Genomic DNA, 16,727 nt, shown 5'->3' on the forward strand with positions numbered 1-16,727 from the left:
CGCCCTACCGTCAAGCCTGCTTGATTTTAGGACCATGCACACGGCCCGTGAACCGATCGCCGGTAGGGCGAGTCCGTCCTGGCGAGCCGCTCGCCGTGTTTGGAACACGTCCGGACCGGCTCGCTGGAGACAGGCTCGCCCTACCGTCTGGTTCATGGGAAGTTTCCTTGCGCGGACCGCGGTTTTGCGGTTCCGATATTCGCTCGAAGCGCGGACCTACTTGAGATGATCTCAACCATTGCTGCCGAATTGCCGGACCGTATCGAATCCGAGGACCAGTTGGACGAAGTCATGACGCGCCCGCGGTCGTGCCTGATCGAGTCGGTCAAATCACTTCAAAGCCCGCTCCTGATTCTGGGCGCCGCAGGCAAAATGGGCCCTTCGCTGGCGGTGCTGCTCCGGCGTGCGGCTGACGCGGCGGGCCACCAACTGGAAATCGTCGCCGTCAGCCGCTTCAGTTCCAATGATGCCAGACATTGGCTTGAAACGCGCGGCGTGCGGACCTTTGCCTGCGATTTGCTGGAGCGCGAGTCGCTGGCCAAACTGCCGGACTCGGCCAACGTCCTGTATTTGGTCGGCCTCAAGTTCGGCACCGCGCAGAATCCATCTTTGACCTGGGCCGCGAACACGCTGGCGCCGTCGCACGTGGCGGAGCGCTTTTCGAAAGCCCGCATCGTAGCCCTCTCCACGGGTAACGTTTATCCCCTGACTCCGATCGCCCGCGGCGGTTCGGTCGAGACCGATGCGTTGGCGCCGTTGGGCGAGTACGCCAACGCCGCGGTCGCGCGCGAACGGCTCTTTGAATTTCATTCCCGCAAGAACGGCACTCCGGTCGCGGTGTTGCGATTGAATTACGCGGTCGATCTGCGCTACGGCGTGCTGTTGGAGATCGCGCAGAAAGTGTGGGCCAATCAGACGGTCGATGTGACCATGGGCTACCTCAACTGCATCTGGCAAGGCGACGCCAACGAAATGATCGTGCGCGCGCTTCCCTTGTCCGCCTCGCCTCCCTCCGCGTTCAATCTGACCGGCGCGAAGCTTCTTTCCGTTCGCGACCTGGCGCAACGTTTTGGCCAATTGATGAATCAGCCGGTGACGATTACCGGCGCGGAAGCCGACACGGCGCTGTTGAGCAATCCCAGCCGGCTTTTCGGAATCCTGGGCGAACCGCCGACCTCCCTGGAAGCGATGCTCCGCTGGGTGGCGCGCTGGGTGATGGAGGACGGGAGGACCCTGGGCAAGCCCACCCGGTTCGAGGTGCGCAACGGGAAGTTTTAGTGGCAGCGATCAAATGGCTCGGCCACTTTCAAGCCCGGCTGCTCAAGCAGATCGGGTTGGATCAATGAGCGGGCTCCGCAAATGCCTTGTCGCTTTGGAATTGATGAGTATTTTGATGGCATGATCGTAACAGCGACAGAACTGGCGCACGACAGCGAGCGCGTCCTGGATCAGGTGATCCAGCGTGGTGAGATTGCGCAAATCCAGCGGAACGGAAAGACCGTGGCCGAAATTCACCCAAAAGTTGGAGTCTCCAGAGAGGAAGCATTGCGTATTCTGGGTCCCATTCGCTGGACAGAAGCCGAGAGCCAGGAATTGAAGCATGCGATGAACGGGAATGAGAGAAGAGCTTTCCAGAGGTCTTCGCGTCCATGGGAGTTGATTCGCGGCTTCCGACTGAAACAAACAACTTCACTTTGCCGGGTACGCCCAGTGGAAGGACTCCGAGCCGCTCTGGAAACGCCCGGTCTCGCCGCGCCGGACAATCGTGAGGACGAACTTGCCGTCCTCCGTGACCCGATAAGTCAACGGCTCGTTGCCCGGCGTATCCGCAAGGAGTTCGGCGCGTTGCGACGGAACCAGCATTTCCAGGCGTTCCGGAAAGTGCCCTTGCGCCAGGCGATAGCGCTCCAACGCGCACGCGACTCGCGCCAGGTTCAATGAGATCTGCGTGCGGGGAAACTCGAAAAGGAATCCGTCCAGAGCCCACCGAAATCCTCGGTTGTCCAGGAAGGCGCCGGTCCGGTCCATGGCTTCCCTGACGGCTCGGATCTCACCGGGCGAAAGGCCGTCTCCTTCCCGCGTGGCGAATTGTTTCGCTAACTGCTCGTGCAACCGATAAATCTGAATCTGCCGGTCGTACGTCCAGCCCACGGAATAGAAGAACTTCAACCGCCTCCAGCGGCTCTCCCAGTATCCTTCCGGCGCCGGCGCTTCCCCGGAAACCACGGCGCGGAAGCGCGCCCACGCCGCAATCTGCTGCAGCATTTCCCCGCGCACGGCCTTCTGGCTGTCCGCGAACAGGTCGAAGCGCTGCAGCAGTTTCTCCAACTCGGCCAGTTGGGCCTCCGACCATCGGCGCTGAGCCAGGCCTTCCCAGATAACCTGGATCGCCGAGTTTAGAATCGTGATGCGATGCTGTTGGGCCTGAATGAAAGGCTCCAGTCCCAGCGCCTCGGCAAATCGGAAGATCAGTTTGAGATCCTGGAAAGCTCCCACGGTTCCCGAACCGTGCGCCCGGTCCATGAACCGACGCGAATCCCCTTTACCCGTCCTGCGGACACTCTCTCCCCCACGGGGGGAAAGGAAAAGGGTGAGGGGGTTCGCTTCATGAGAAGCCTCGTCAGTGCGCTCCAGATTCAAGCTGGCGATCGCCCGGAGCGCGAGCACGTCAGCTATGTTCCGGCAAATGGGCCAGTGCTGCATCATGCCACTGCGCGCGTTTTCGTAAGGCACAGGAAATCGGCTGTGGGGGCGAAGACTGGCCTGGTGCATTTCCTCAAGTTTCGAGGAGAACTTGGTCAAGGCCACGAGGACATCTTCGGCCGGTTCATTTGTGCCCGTGGGCTGCGGGAACTGCGCCAGAGCGCGGAAACGCTTTTGCCACGCTTTGAGATCGGCCAGCTCCGCGTTGCGCCAATTCCCGAGCAGGCTCGACCCGAAGGCCCACGGCCCGCCGCGCGTCTGGCCTTGTAGCTCAATGGACTGTAGCTCGGTGATGCCCGATCCGCGCCAGCGAATCCCGCCATGGGGCGCGTAATCGTAAGCGAACAACGGCGCAAAAACTTTCGCCGCGCCGAAGTTTTGATCGGCCGGGACTTCCGGAGGAATCATGGAAGCCAGATCAATCGTTTCGCCTTTGGCTTCGATCTCGCGTTTGAATTGGTTCCACGCGCGCTGGCCGCGCCAGTTTTCTTCGAGATGCCAGAGCTTCAGCAGCCCCAGCAAGGCTGCGGTGGCCAGGACAAAACGAAGAGCCAGCCGCGCGCGGCGGCGCCAGGAGCGTTTCTGTTGCAGGAACAAAAACCGGTCCGTCACCGCCAGGCGAAAATCCCGGCGCAACCTTCGCCAGGCCCAGATCGAGAGCAAAAGATCGTTGGCTAGGTTCAACGCTACGGCGGTTTTCAGTCCCAAATGAAGCAATTCGTATTCGGACCAGAGGAAACTGAAGTGGTCCAGCAACATCACGGTGATCGTGAAGAAGGGCCAGGGAGGGAACGCCACGAGCGCGAGCGCGACCCAGGGCGCGTTGCGCGCGCGCCGGGTTTTCAGTCCCATCCACATTCCCACCCACGCGACCGCGATCCAGTGCGCGACGAGCAGTCCGCCCGCGGTGAGGACGACCTTCATGATGAAGAAGAAATGCCAGTCCAAATCGACCAGGGCCGCCGGGTCGCCCTGGAGGATCGCGCGCAGCACGTCCAACCCGGTCCGGCCCTTCAGTTCCTCGGCGGCGATCAATTCGAGCAAGCCCCAAAGAAAAAGCACGTGCGCCAGCAGCGCTGCGATCATTGGTCCCCAGACCTGGCGCAGCAACGCGAGCCATTGGCCGCGCACGATCTGGCGGACACGGATCGGCGTGGCCAGCAGCAATTCCAGCGCGCCGCTTTTGCGGTCCTCGGCGAATTGATGCGTCGCCGTCATGGCGATCCGGAACAGAACGATCAGGTGCAGCAACGCCGTGGCCCAAAACCAGGCGAAAACAAATCCACCAATAGGCTTGGCCGGGCCAAAGAAATTCAAGCCGACCTTCCACGCGACCCAGACCGCTAACACCACGAAGACCGCCACGAACAGGAGCGGAGCGATCCAGCCCAGGCGATCTCGAGACCCCAGCCAGAAGAACGGATTCCAATCGAGGAGCCGCGCGCGAAGGCCCTGGCCGCGCTTTGTGGCGCCGAATTTCCACCGTTGCCAGCGCCGGCGCCACGTGAAGGATTTCTTGCCGCCGGCCTTCTCCTTCCAGACCGAAGGCAGGATCCAGCAAGCGACCGCCAGGCACGCCAGCGCCGCCAGGAAAAGGGTCAGCGACGCCAGCCAGAATTGATTCGCGCGCGTCCCGGCTGTATTTGAATCCGCGACGGTGTGCATGAAAAACGGGCTCGCGAGCTCGACGCGGCCCGCCCATTCGGGAGCTTGATACTGGACGCGCAGCAGTTCGCCCAATCCGAAGAGGCCGAAATCCGCGACCGCCATGAGGAGCAAGGCAAGGCTGGTGGCGCGGACCGAGTGTTTGCTCAGGCTCGAAATGAGCATTCCGACGGAGAGCGACAGGAACAACGTGTTCGTCAGGCCAATCACCACGCGCGCGAAGTCGGCAAACTGCACGCCCCCCATGAGCAACGGAATGGCCAGCACGGGAAACATGGCCAGCAGCCCAAAGAAACAATTCAACGAACTGGCCATCAATTTCCCGAGCACGATATCGAAGCCTTTCAAGTGGGTGAGAAAGAGAAGGCCGATGGTGTTCTCGCGCTTTTCCACGCTCAGGCAATCCGCGCTGATCGCGGCGCCGGCGAACAAACAATAGAAGTGCGCGATCCAGGACAACGTCTGGAAAAGGGTGGAGCCGGAAATCCCCTGCCCGTATCGGGCCAGCAGCCACACCATCCAGCTGAAAATCAAAACCCCCACGCCCGCCATGATCAGCCGGGACCGGTAGGTTCTCGGCTGGCGCGCGGCGACCCGCAATTCACGCTCGGCGATAGGCAGCATGGCGAAATGTCTCTTCAGATTCGATGGGGAGCGCACGCGCCCTCGCGTGCCGTGGTCGGCGCCCTCGCCGACCACAAAACTGCGATCGAACAACTCACTGTCGGATGGAATTCGCCGGCGTGTCCATTTCGACCGGTGAGGCGCCGGTCGATCCACGCGAGGGCGCGTGTGCTCCCCAAGCCCAACTGCAGACGTACGACGAGGTTCACAGCTTCAACCGCGGCGCGCTGGGCCAAAGAAAACTTCGAAGCGAAAACAGTTCCCAGGCAAACGGCAGGTAGCCCAGGAAGCCCAGCAACGGCATCTCGAACACATAAAGGAACTCGGCGCCGGGGGTGTGGTAAATCCATTTTGGGTAGGACTTGAAATTCCACATCTCCCAGAAAAAACCGCAGATCAATGCGCCCAGCGCAAGTGCAATCACGGGCCGCCAGTCGCCCTCCCGAAGCCACTCCAGGAAGTGCTGTCGGCTCAGCCAGATATTTACCGGTTCAAGAATGAGAACGATCGATCCCCAAACCAGCGGGTAGAAAGCTTTCGGCCAGGCCATCGTCAACGCGAGCATCACGAGGCCGGCGGCCAGAAAGCCCAGGCAAACCGCGTTCGTAGGTTGGACGCTTCGTCCGGGTCTCAGCCGGTCAATCCACCGAAACGTGCGCGCCAGTTCCGCGGTCTCGAACACTGCGGGCATGACCGTCGAAAACGAGATGCTGGAAAGGAGAAAGTACTCGAAGCCGCTCAAAGTTTCGCCACCGAGGTATTCCCAGTTTTTTGTTCGCCAGTTGATGACTTCAAACAACCACCAGGCCGGCGCGGAGATCACGAAGAGGCCCCAGAACTCCGAGCGCGATCGCGTGTAGAGCGAAGTCCCGCGGCGGGTGAAAACGAGCGCATCCACGAACAGGATGTAACCGAGCCAGAGCGGGAGGAACAAATAGGCGGTGCGGAAGCCCGGCAGGAACCAGTTCAGGGGCCAGAAGACCGCGACCAGCAGCAGGCCGATAAGGCCGTGCAATTTTCCCGCGAGCCGAGCAGCCATAGTCTGCAGTCAGTTCGTCGGCCCGTTCCCCTCACCCCAGCCCTCTCCCTTGGGGAGAGGGAGCATTCGTGGCCACACGCGAACATGCCGGCACGCGCCGACCAGACGGAGACGGCGGCCACGAACCCTCTCCTGGGGGAGAGGGCAGGGTGAGGGGAAAGGGAGCGCCGTCTAACCCGTTGCTCAACGATTGATTTGCGCCCCCGTTGGCCATTTTAGATTCTGATTTTCGGATTTTGAAATTTGTTCGTCGAATTTTCCAACCACGGATGCGCCCAGATAAACACGATCAAGAAGTCTCAGCCTTATCCGTGTGAATCCGTGTCCATCCGTGGTTGAATCAAATCCTCGAATTTCTTTGGTTAGGATTTGTTTCGCTTCTTCCGCTGCAAATCCCGCAGGGCGCGGTAACCGATCCGCTTGACCTTCTGGGTTTCGAGGAATCGGCGAATCTCCGGATCACGCGTGAACAAACGATACTCCGTCGCCCGGTCTTCCCAGGATCCCGTGATCTCTTTCATTTCGTCGGCCGGCAGCGCGGCGTGGATGTAAAGCTCGGTGACCCCCGGCTTGAGGTTGTTCAACATGCGTTTCCAATAATCCGTGATCGGTTCGCCGGGCTTGCGCTGGCCGTGAATCAGGTAATCGGGACAGACGATGCCGTCGCGTTCGAGTTCGCCGCGCAAATGGCCGGCGCCCGCCGCTTCCAACATCTCTTGTGAAGCCATGCGAATCGGCAAGTCGAACTCGCGGGCGAGTTTCCGATAAACTCTGTAGTAGCGGAGGTCGTATTGCAGCGCGCCCATGTGGGAATCGAGGTGCGTGACATCGATACCCATGGCCAGAGCTTTTTGGATCTGCGCGCGGGCCTCGATTTCCGCCTGGCGCGGCGAGGCGTGCTGGTAGACGTCCTTGATGGCGGGCCAGAGATAACCTTCAGGATCGAGCAGGCCCCGCACGTCATTTCGATTCGCCACGGGTCCCCAGCGATACTTTTTCCATTCGCTGGTGTGCGTCAGATGAAGCCCGAAGTCTGCCTGAGGATGCGCCCGCGCGTAGGCCGCGATTTCCGGAACCCACGGGCAGGGCATCATGATGGTGGCGCAGGTCATCAGCCCGTTTTCCAGCGAATCGATCGTGGCGGCATTGGCGGCGTGGCTCATGCCCACGTCATCGCCGTTAATGATCAAAATCTTGTCTGAGGCTTGAAATCCCAAACGCTCGGCCAGTGTGGGGCGAGCTGCGGCGGGCGCGGGTTCAGTTCTCATCGAAGGAGTGCCCAAGCCGAAGAGCGCAGTCAGCAGTATCCAGTGCTTCATAGTTGGAATCGTGTGCCGAGACAATGCGCAGTCCGCGCGCGGCATTCAAGATCAGAGGGGTGCAGGCAGTCCAGCGATGGCCGCTAAACCTTGGCTGGCAGGCCGGGCTTGACGGATTCGAGCAGGCGGTCGATCACGCCCTTGACGGTGATGCCTTCCGCTTCCGCGCGGTAGTTGATCAGGATACGGTGCCGCAAGGTCGCGTGCGCCAGCGCCTGAATTTCCTCGAAACGGACGTGGGATTTTCCGTGAAGGAGCGCGCGGGCTTTGCCTCCCAGCACCAGATATTGCGCTGCGCGCAATCCCGCGCCCCAGCTCACCCATTCGTTGATGAAGTCCGGCGTTCCTTTCTGGCGGGGGCGCGACGCCGAGGCCAGCCGCACGGCAAAACGGATCACGTCTTCCGCGATGGGAACCTTGCGAACCGTTTCTTGAAAGCGAAGCACGTCCGCGGCGGTGAACAGCGCGGCAATCGGCTCCGGTTGGCGCGCCGTGGTCTGCGCCACGACATCGACCTCCTGGTCCTCGGGCAAGTAATCGATGACCACATTGAACATGAACCGGTCGAGTTGGGCTTCGGGCAGCGGATACGTGCCTTCCATCTCGATCGGATTTTGCGTGGCCAGAACGAAGAACGGCTCCGGCAACGGATGCCGGACGCCTGCGGCGGTCACCTGGTGCTCCTGCATCGCTTCGAGCAGCGCGGCCTGGGTTTTGGGCGGCGTGCGGTTGATTTCGTCGGCCAGGATCATGTTGGCGAAGATCGGGCCGTTCACGAAAGTCATGCGTCTGCCGTCGCCTGTGTCCTGAAGAATCTCCGTGCCTGTGATGTCCGCCGGCATGAGATCGGGCGTGAATTGAATGCGCTGAAATTTGAGGTGGAAAACCTGCGAGATGGATTTGATCAAAAGGGTCTTGGCCAGCCCCGGCGCCCCGGTAATCAAACAATGTCCGCCGGAAACGAGCGCGATGAGCAATTGTTCGACGACTTCCTTCTGGCCCACGATGACCTTGGAAAGCTCGCGGTCGATTTTGCTGCGGCTCGCGATGATCTGCTCGACTGCTTCTTTTTCCGTCCGGTATGAATCAATGACGTTTTCCACGATGTTGTTTCTCCTGCTGTCTGGCGATTTAAGTCCATTGGGACAGGCTGGAAGCCTGTCCTACGCTGTTCAGTGCGTCATAGCGTAAAAGACGATGTTGATGCCCAGGGGGTAGGCTTTTTTTTCCGAGAATTCCCGGAAGTAATATTCATTCTCCCCTTCCCGCTCCCAGCCATCGCCGTTGTCGGTGTTATGGCAAATCATGGCCATCATCCGGCCTTTGTCGTCAAAGAGGGCGCGGAAGTGAACCTCCCGCGCATCCGAACGTTCCCACGTGACGCCATCGAACTGGCTGTAGTACCCACGATTGATGGCCGGAACCTGAAGCTGGTTCCTGGTCAGCTTAAGCGGGAACACGCAACTGAAGATCGGATGATCCGTCGGCAAGTCCACCGGCTCGCGATCCGGAAAGACCCGCTTGATGTTGCGATAGAAGTTGTCCCACTCGCGCTCGCCCCAGAAATCATCCACCATGAGGAAGCCTCCGTTCAGCAAATAGCGCCGCAGCGACGCCACCTCCTCATCCGTCAAATCCATGTCGCCGGGTTCGACGATGTAGATCCAGGGGTAGTCGAACAATTCTTTGTCGGTCAGCTCGAGAATCTTCCCTTCGGGATGGACCTTTAGCGAGGTCAGTTGCTGCAAGCGATAGGAAAAATTCAAATCGCTGTCCGGGTAATCGACCGTCCACTTCTCCCAACCCCACCCGCCGCGGTCGGACGGGTACTTGATTCGAACGAAAGTGAAAACGTCCTTCGCGAAGTGCGTATCCATCTCCCAATGCGGCAAATCGCCGCGGTCCACGGACGCCGCTCGCCCTCGGCTTCGTTGCGCGAACGCGATGGTCGCAATCAGCAGGCAGGCGACGGGCGCGATAAAGCGAAGGGACCGAAGTTTTCTCATGGCTTGGCCGTGTCTATTCAGTGGACTGGGTGAATCGCCCTCACCCTAACCCTCTCCCCCAGGAGAGGGAACGCCGATTTCCCACATTGAAAAAATGTCACTGATCGGTGACCGAACACTGGCGCAGACAAGTCTCTCCCTCTCCCTGGGGGAGAGGGCCGGGGTGAGGGCGATTGTCGCTTCACGTTGAATCGTTACGGCTTGGCAGGAGGGGCTTCGGCCGGTGGCGGCGAGGTTGCGGGCGATTTTTCCTGCGTGATGGCCAACAGAAATTTGTGCGCCTCCAAAAACCTGGGCGCTTCTTCCAGCGCTTTCAAGACATGGCGTTTCGCGGAACGATCCCCGGCTGCCTGGAGCATCTTGGCCAGGCGAAAGTGAACATCCGCAGGGTCGGGCGGGTCGAGCTTCAGCAGAATTCGATAAGCCTCGATCGCTCGCTGCGGGCGGCCCATTTCTTCCAGCGCGCGGCCCAAAAACCGATAGGGCGCCGGCACGAGCGGATTCACCGCCAGGAACCGTTCCGCATTGGCGGCGACTTCCGGCCAATCCCTCGTCCCACTCGCCAATTCCATCAACCGCAGAAACGCATCAATCGCGTCGGCGTCCAACGCGGCGGCCCGGGAGAGCGCCTGCCGTTCCAGGTTGGTTTCGTTGAGGCCGCGATGCGCCGCCGCGAGCATCAAATACGCGCTGTCCTGCCCGATCTGATCCGGATAGTTCTCGATCAAGGTTTTCAGCGGGGCCTTGGCTTCTTTCCATTTTTTCTGCTGGATGAGCCGTTTCGCTTTGAGCTGAAGCACCCAATAATTCCGCGGATGTTTCTCCATCCACTTGTCGTCTCCGTCATGGGGAATGATTTCGAGCGCTGCGTCGCCGCGGGATCGGGTCGCCTGGCCTTCGGGCCGCTTCCATTCCAGTTCAGGACCTAATTCCTCGGCCTTCCGTCTGGCAAAGGCTTCGAATTCGGATTCGATCTTCGACATCGCCGCGGTCCGCGCTTCGATTGCGGCGTTGATCTCTTTGCCTTCGCCCAGGTCCTTGAGAATGCCCTTGAGCGCGTCGAAACCAAAGCGTTCTACCAGGAACTCGACCACGAGGGAGGATTGGTAATAGGCAAACTGCAAGTGGAACGAGGTCTTGGGGGTGAGAAAGGCGGCGCTCAGATCGCGCACCGGAGTCAGCTCGCCTTTCATGATCATTTCGCGGTAACGCGGAATCATGGTCTGGCCCCATGTGGGATTGGCCCGCTTCTCCTCGAACACCGAAATGCCTTCGCTCAGCCACCGCGGCATTTTGTTTTTGGTCAATCCCAGCGTCACGACGTGACAGAACTCGTGCCAGAGCATCGCCTTCCAGTTGGACGGGTTCGCGGTTTGCGACGCCGGGCTGTTGGCGGTGATCACATTGCCGAAGCAAACTCCCAGGTAACCCTCGCCTCCCGGCATCATGAACGTCCGAACGGCGAAGTCCTTTTGCTCCGGGAAAATTTCCACCATGGTGGGTTTCGGAGCCTCGAATGCGTACTTCTGGCAAAGCGCGGCCTTCGCCTCGCCCAGGAGTTCGACGACCTGGTTTCCGTACGTCTCCGCCTCGTGCGGCGCCATGCGGACGGCGAAGTCCTGATTGGTCAGGAACCGGAAACTGGACAGGGTCTCCCGCAGCGTCACAAGGTTGTAAGCCACGACGTCGTAAGCGTCCTTCTTGTGGACTTCCTCGGCCAATCTCCAACCTTCTTCATCCTTGCCGAGCCGGAGCAAATCCTGAGCAAGCTGGATCTTGGCCGGCATGTAGTCCGGGTCCCACTGCGCCACCTGGCGCTGGTAGCCGGAGCCTTCGGTGAACCGGTATTTCTGCGCGAGCTTCTGACCGATCAGATACGGAACGCGCGGGTTGGTTTTCCAGAATCTCAGCGCGGTCTGCCGCGCTTTGGCTTCTCCTTCCGGATCACTGCGCAGGTGCGCCAGAACTGCGCGATACGCCCATGCGTCCGGGTGAACCGGGTTTACGGCGAGAACTTTCTCCAGCGTCTTCTCCGCCTCGGTGTAATCCTCCGCGTCGATCTGATGATCGGCCACGAGCAGCAAACTCGGCGTGTGCCGCGGATTGTGCTGAAGCGCTTTGTCCAGGTTCTCGATCAGGTTGGTCCGTTCCCCGGTCGTAAACGCCCGGGCCAGCCCGTAGAAAAGGTCTGGATCGGAATGAAACTTCTTGAGCCCTTCCTGAAACGTCTGCGACGCCAGAGCGTAGTCGTATTTCTCCAGGGCGAGCTGGCCGATGGCGAGATAGGTGTCGCGAAATTCCGGGTCGGCCTTTTTGGCCTGGTTGAAGAAATTCTCCAACACGAGCCGCGCGTCGGCGCCCAGCAACAACGCGGCCTTGCCGAGGGCGACGAAGCTGGCGGCGTCGGGGTAGTTCAAACGCCTGGCGCCGGCGAGTTCGTTGATCTCCTGGAGTGTGTCCCTCGCGTCATCGGTCCGTCCGTTTTGCAGGAAAACTTCGCGGGCCAGAAGCCGCACCGGGATGCTGCGGGAATGGCGGGTCAACGCGTTCGTGACGGTGGCCAGGGCCTCCCGGTAACGCCCCAATTCAAGCTGCGCGCGCGTCAGCAGAATCGGCCATTCCTCTCGCGTGAACCGCTCTTTCATCGCCGCCGTGGCCGACCGGATGCACTCGGCGTAATCGCCCTTCAGAAAAAGCTTCTGGGCGTCCGACAATTCGTCGGCTTGTGTCGCGAGACTTGAGAGCAGAGTGAACGCGAGGCACATCCACGCGCAGCCAGCGAGGCAAAATCGGCTCAATGGAGCGCAGACTCGCAGTCTCTCAGTATCGCTCGAAATCGTCGCAGCTTGCGACGATTTTGGACTGCGGTGGCAGAGCGTAGCGGCGACACCGCTTTGGCACGGCCAGCCATGGCGACCAAAGCGGTGTGGCGCTTCGCTTCCCGCCGCAGTCCAAGAAGTTTGGTTGCGGCTCCGCCGCGTTGCGCGGTATCGCCGATTTCCAATCAGCAGCGCTTTGCCAAGTTCCTGCGCGTTCGAACGATTCCAGAGCCTGCGGAATGCAATTCCGCGATACAGCAGACTGATAGTCCGCGCTACAAGGGAGGCGGGCGTGCGACAGAGGAGCGCGACGACATCGCGTGCGGCCGAGTGCGGCTGCGGGGAGTGCCTTCGAGCGATTCTCGCGGACGAGAGCATGGAGACTTCTAGCCTAATCGACATGGGGGCGCAACAGTTCCGTAAAAACTTGGATCGGTTGGATCGGAGAACGAGTTGAAATGCACGCCTTGAAGCCTTACCTGGATGAGAACGACGCTCCAATCGCCGCGGTCAGCAGCGCCGCCAGCACGATCCAACAGCCTCCCTGAAACCTCCGGGCGCGCCGCCCATCGGCCGGCAAAAGATTCAGCAAAGCTCCGAGCCCCACGCCGGCCCCGAACCCGCCCACGTGCGCCGCCACGTCGCTCGATGGATTCAATCCCAGTAAAACAAACAGCAGCAGCCCGGCAAACAACCCTTTCAACCAGTGGCGAACGTTGAACCGATTCGTTTTTCCGAAAACGAATCCCGGCACGGAAATCAAACCCAATGCGCCCATCACCATGCCAGACGCCCCCAAACCTTCGTATGGTTTCAAATGAATCAGGAGTCCGGCGATATTTCCCGCGGCGCCGGCGAGCCAGGCCGCCAGCAGTCCGCACCCCGGCCCATATCGTCCGAAAGCGAGGCCGAAAAGCAAACAGCCGGTGGTGACATTGGAAAGGAGGTGAACGAGATCGCCGTGCAAAAACTGCGCGGTGAAAATTCGCCACCATTCGCCGGCGGAAAACGCGGCGCTGTTCAGAACCCACGCAGAATGAAGCAGGGGAAATCTTGCCTGACTCCAGTCATAGATCACCGCGAGCAGCCCGCACCACACAACGCCGCCCCAGTGCAAGGTGAGATCGTAGCCCAGAACCTCCTTGCGCCAGCGCCAGCCGCGGTTTTCCAGCCGGTACTGGCGAATCGAATCGAGCGCGCGCTCATAGTCGCCCGGCGCAACCAGGAGCCACCATTCGCGATCCGACGCGCGCTCGATGCGGGTGGGAATATCCTGGCTCGCCAGAACCAGGCTCCAATCCATCGCTTGACGCTCCGAGCGGGCGGAGATGGAGGCGGACTCGGTTTCATTGCCAGTCGCTTGCACGCTCTAGTCCTGTGACATGGAATTATCGATACATGTGTTGCGCCGCATTTGGCATGGGACGAGGCGCGACGAAGGAGCATAGCCGTCAGCGCTCTGTGACTGAGGAGCAACGACGCCCCAGGCCAAACGTGGCGCAACCCTCCGGGCGGACGGCCTTTTTCGCGCTGACTTCGTTGCTCGCTCCTTACAGACCGCTGGCGGGTATGCTCGTCGCTCACGCCTCGTCCGCCCGAAAAATTCCTGGCCGCGCATGTATCGATAATTCCGTGTCACAGGACTAGGTTCGATGCGGCGGCCCAAATTGTCCAGTCTCACTCCACAAACTGGAACTCAACCTGCTTTGATTTGACATTGAGAGAACGGGCTTGCTAACAGAGCAAGCAACTGAGCGCTCAGGTCGTCCGCGCACGGCGTCAAAGCCACGAATTATGAAAGTAATTCAAGCCAACTGCAGAATTCAGTTCACTCCCGCCGACATCGACTTCCTCGTCTCAACGCTGGGCAAAAAAGCGACCGATGCCCAAAATCTGGTCAGCCTGCTCGCGGATGACGACAGCCGCGACGCCATTTTGGACGACGAATCTTTGTTTCGCGCCGTGACGGAGTACCCCGGCTGTTTGCGGGTCTCGGATCATCTCTATTTCTACGTGATCGTTCGGCGGGTTTTGCGGCGGACGGGCATCGAGCGCCGCACCGTGGCAGATTACGTGGCGGAGGTGCTTTGCGAATTCTCCCGGCTCGAACGGACGCGCTGCGTGGTGCGGGGCCGGGCTGAGCCGGTTCATTACTTGTTTGAAATGATCGCCGCCCTGGAATCGGCGGACGAGCGGACGAGCTTTTACATCCGCACTCACATCGGCAATCATTCGCTTTTCTGGTCGGGTGTCTTTCCGGAACACATCCGCCACCGCGCGGAGTCGCGCGGCGGGCCGGGCATGAAATACTATGAAACCCTTGGCCAAACGCATTTCCGGGCTGCGAGCGATCATCGGCTCGCCGAACGCTACGCCCTGGGGCCGGTCCTGGCGACCCTGGCGGAGCAGTTCCAGGCCACGCGTCTGGCGTTGAACGATGCCGCCCAGCGCATTTTTTCCCTTGGCGATCCGGACCTCCCCCAAGAATTGCTTTTCCAGTCATAGGACATGGACGGATTCAGCCGTCTTCGGGACTTGCGCAACCGCAAATGTAAACCCGGCAGTGAACTGCCGGGCTATTATCAAATCTCCCTCCGGGAGACTGAACGAAATGTCCTAACTGCCGACGAACTAAAACGCCTCGGATCTCGGCAGCACCCTGAAGGGCCTTTCCCGTTCATTTTGCGTTTGAACGCGCCGAGGCTCCAGATAGCTTTTGCGAAAAGTCCAGCATGAAGAAATCTCCTCTCCTCAAAGCACGCCAGGCCTGTCTGGTGGCCAATGGCGACCTGCGTTTGTCCGCCAATCAAAAGTGTTGGCCCGCACAAGCGAAGATGGAGTCCGCCCTCTCCAACGCCTTGCGCGCCGAAGGCTGGTCCGCCGTGCGCGCCCACCCGTTCGATCGGGAGAAGAAGCATGGCTTCATCGATTCGCAGAAGATGGGGCTGGCGGTGTTTCGGTCGGTCGATCCCGACGCGCCGCTCATCGTCGCCGAATCCGTCTGGCAATACAGCCAGCACGTCCTGCCCGGACTTTACACGCATCGCGGCCCGATTCTGACCGTGGCCAACTGGAGCGGCACGTGGCCGGGATTGGTCGGCTTGCTGAACCTGAACGGTTCACTGACCAAGATGGGCGTGAAATACAGCACGCTCTGGAGCGAGGATTTCTCGGATCACTATTTCAAGCAAGGCCTGCGGCAGTGGCTGAACGAAGGCGTGGTCACGCACGATCAAAGCCACGTTCGGGATCTGGCGGTGCTGAAGTTGCCTCTGGCTGATGAACAACTGGGCAGAGACTTCGCGCGCGAGTTCCGGCGTGGCAAGGCCATTATGGGCGTCTTCGACGAAGGCTGCATGGGGATGCACAACGCGATCATTCCCGATGAACTTTTGAATCCCACCGGCGTGTTCAAAGAACGCCTGAGCCAGTCCGCGCTCTTCGCCGCCATGCAACTCGTGCCCGGCGCCGAGGCGGAGGCGGTTTATGCCTGGCTGAGCAAGAAGGGGATGAAGTTTGTGCTGGGCCAGGACGAAGCGACTGAATTGACCGAGAAGCAAATCTTGCAGCAGTGCAAAATGTACGTCGCAGCCGTCCGGCTCGCGGACGAGTTTGGGTGCGCCACAATTGGCATCCAATATCAGCAAGGCTTGAAGGATCTCGCGCCGGCCAGCGATCTGGTTGAAGGGCTGTTGAACAACGTGGACCGGCCGCCGGTGCGTAGCGTCAGGACTGGCCGAACCTTGTTTGCAGGGGAAGCCGTTCCGCACTTCAACGAAGTCGATGAATGTGCCGGGCTGGATGGGTTGGTCACGTATCGGCTTTGGCGGGAATTGGGATTTGCTCCGGAGAACACGCTGCACGATCTGCGGTGGGGACAACACTACAAAGGCGACGGCATCGACGATTACGTCTGGGTTTTTCTCATTTCCGGCGCCGCGCCGCCGGCGCATTTTGTTGGAGGATACAAAGGGGCCAGCAGCGAACGCCAGCCGCCGATGTATTTCCGCCTCGGTGGCGGCACCGTCAAAGGGATTTCCGAACCGGGGCACATTGTCTGGAGCCGCGTGTTCGTCATGGATGGGCGGCTTCATTGCGATCTGGGCGTGGCGAAGGTCCTGGCGCTGCCTCAGAAGGAGACGGAACGCCGCTGGCGCGAGACCACGCCGCAATGGCCGATCATGCACGCTGTCCTCAAAGGCATCACGCGCGACCAGATGATGGCGCGGCATAAGTCCAATCACATCCAGGTCGTCTATGCGCCGAGCGAGAAGCAAGCGCACCGCGCGTGCCGCATCAAAGCCGCCGCGCTCGCGGCGCTGGGTCTGGAGGTTCATGTGTGCGGTGAAGTCGCATTAAAGTAAGCCGTGGCCGCAAGTCCGATCACTGACGCCGCGCTGGCGAAGGCAACGGCTTCGTTTCAGAGTGGGAAACTGGCGGAGGCCGAGGCGTTTTGTCAGGAGGTTTTGAAAGCCGATTCACGCCACGTAGAGGGGCTTTGTCTTTTGGGCAACATTCGGCGCCGGCAAGGAAACGTCGCGTCAGCTTTGCA

The 16,727-nt window shown here is 60.3% G+C and carries 12 protein-coding genes; 4 read left to right on the plus strand and 8 right to left on the minus strand.

From position 1 onward, the window contains the following. Positions 1–34: 34 nt before the first annotated feature. Together FJ398_16695 and FJ398_16700 are read left to right on the plus strand one after the other, a co-directional pair. Positions 35–229 (plus strand): hypothetical protein, encoded by a 195-nt coding sequence (locus tag FJ398_16695; GenBank protein ID MBM3839570.1) that lies wholly within the window; start codon positions 35–37, stop codon positions 227–229. Next, complete coding sequence (locus FJ398_16700; GenBank protein MBM3839571.1) at positions 226–1,278, plus strand: NAD-dependent epimerase/dehydratase family protein; 1,053 nt, start codon at positions 226–228, stop codon at positions 1,276–1,278. The genes FJ398_16695 and FJ398_16700 overlap by 4 nt, the downstream gene beginning before the upstream one ends. A gap of 42 nt (positions 1,279–1,320) precedes the next feature. Here the strand turns inward: FJ398_16700 and FJ398_16705 are convergent, their stop codons facing one another. The 8 genes from FJ398_16705 to FJ398_16740 form a co-directional block, all read right to left on the minus strand. Next, positions 1,321–1,602 (minus strand): hypothetical protein, encoded by a 282-nt coding sequence (locus FJ398_16705; protein ID MBM3839572.1) that lies wholly within the window; start codon positions 1,600–1,602, stop codon positions 1,321–1,323. Positions 1,603–1,689: 87 nt separating this feature from the next. Continuing rightward, a complete protein-coding gene (locus FJ398_16710) occupies positions 1,690–4,992 on the minus strand; it encodes a hypothetical protein (protein MBM3839573.1) in 3,303 nt (1,100 codons plus the stop codon). 205 nt (positions 4,993–5,197) lie between these two features. Then, the gene (locus tag FJ398_16715) at positions 5,198–6,031 is read right to left on the minus strand and encodes a hypothetical protein (protein ID MBM3839574.1); all 834 of its coding nucleotides are present in this window, start codon (positions 6,029–6,031) and stop codon (positions 5,198–5,200) included. Between the two features lie 362 nt (positions 6,032–6,393). Beyond that, a complete protein-coding gene (locus tag FJ398_16720) occupies positions 6,394–7,395 on the minus strand; it encodes a ChbG/HpnK family deacetylase (protein MBM3839575.1) in 1,002 nt (333 codons plus the stop codon). Positions 7,396–7,433: 38 nt separating this feature from the next. Next, positions 7,434–8,453 carry an AAA family ATPase gene (locus FJ398_16725; protein MBM3839576.1) on the minus strand — a complete coding sequence of 340 codons (1,020 nt, stop codon included), beginning with the start codon at positions 8,451–8,453 and terminating at the stop codon, positions 7,434–7,436. Positions 8,454–8,522: 69 nt separating this feature from the next. Next, positions 8,523–9,356 carry a DUF4159 domain-containing protein gene (locus tag FJ398_16730; GenBank protein ID MBM3839577.1) on the minus strand — a complete coding sequence of 278 codons (834 nt, stop codon included), beginning with the start codon at positions 9,354–9,356 and terminating at the stop codon, positions 8,523–8,525. Positions 9,357–9,550: 194 nt separating this feature from the next. Next, on the minus strand, positions 9,551–12,577 hold the full coding sequence (locus tag FJ398_16735; protein ID MBM3839578.1) for a tetratricopeptide repeat protein: 3,027 nt from the start codon (positions 12,575–12,577) through the stop codon (positions 9,551–9,553). A gap of 73 nt (positions 12,578–12,650) precedes the next feature. Further along, on the minus strand, positions 12,651–13,478 hold the full coding sequence (locus FJ398_16740) for a rhomboid family intramembrane serine protease (GenBank protein ID MBM3839579.1): 828 nt from the start codon (positions 13,476–13,478) through the stop codon (positions 12,651–12,653). Positions 13,479–13,969: 491 nt separating this feature from the next. Here FJ398_16740 and FJ398_16745 point away from each other — a divergent pair, with 491 nt between their 5' ends. Beyond that, the gene (locus FJ398_16745; GenBank protein ID MBM3839580.1) at positions 13,970–14,680 is read left to right on the plus strand and encodes a hypothetical protein; all 711 of its coding nucleotides are present in this window, start codon (positions 13,970–13,972) and stop codon (positions 14,678–14,680) included. A 227-nt stretch (positions 14,681–14,907) separates the two neighbouring features. Next, positions 14,908–16,539: a fucose isomerase gene (locus FJ398_16750; GenBank protein ID MBM3839581.1), complete on the plus strand. Its 1,632-nt coding sequence runs from the start codon at positions 14,908–14,910 to the stop codon at positions 16,537–16,539. Positions 16,540–16,727: the final 188 nt, after the last annotated feature.

This window comes from Verrucomicrobiota bacterium, assembly GCA_016871535.1.
GTDB lineage: Bacteria > Verrucomicrobiota > Verrucomicrobiia > Limisphaerales > SIBE01 > VHCZ01.

Excerpts from the sequence above, each read along its gene's own strand:
- FJ398_16695 (MBM3839570.1), top strand. The coding sequence starts at position 35 with ATGCACACGGCCCGTGAACCGATCGCCGGTAGGGCGAGTCCGTCCTGG.
- FJ398_16700 (MBM3839571.1), top strand. The coding sequence starts at position 226 with ATGATCTCAACCATTGCTGCCGAATTGCCGGACCGTATCGAATCCGAG.
- FJ398_16705 (MBM3839572.1), bottom strand. The coding sequence starts at position 1,602 with ATGCTTCAATTCCTGGCTCTCGGCTTCTGTCCAGCGAATGGGACCCAG.
- FJ398_16710 (MBM3839573.1), bottom strand. The coding sequence starts at position 4,992 with ATGCTGCCTATCGCCGAGCGTGAATTGCGGGTCGCCGCGCGCCAGCCG.
- FJ398_16715 (MBM3839574.1), bottom strand. The coding sequence starts at position 6,031 with ATGGCTGCTCGGCTCGCGGGAAAATTGCACGGCCTTATCGGCCTGCTG.
- FJ398_16720 (MBM3839575.1), bottom strand. The coding sequence starts at position 7,395 with ATGCCGCGCGCGGACTGCGCATTGTCTCGGCACACGATTCCAACTATG.
- FJ398_16730 (MBM3839577.1), bottom strand. The coding sequence starts at position 9,356 with ATGAGAAAACTTCGGTCCCTTCGCTTTATCGCGCCCGTCGCCTGCCTG.
- FJ398_16735 (MBM3839578.1), bottom strand. The coding sequence starts at position 12,577 with ATGTCGATTAGGCTAGAAGTCTCCATGCTCTCGTCCGCGAGAATCGCT.
- FJ398_16740 (MBM3839579.1), bottom strand. The coding sequence starts at position 13,478 with ATGGATTGGAGCCTGGTTCTGGCGAGCCAGGATATTCCCACCCGCATC.
- FJ398_16745 (MBM3839580.1), top strand. The coding sequence starts at position 13,970 with ATGAAAGTAATTCAAGCCAACTGCAGAATTCAGTTCACTCCCGCCGAC.
- FJ398_16750 (MBM3839581.1), top strand. The coding sequence starts at position 14,908 with ATGAAGAAATCTCCTCTCCTCAAAGCACGCCAGGCCTGTCTGGTGGCC.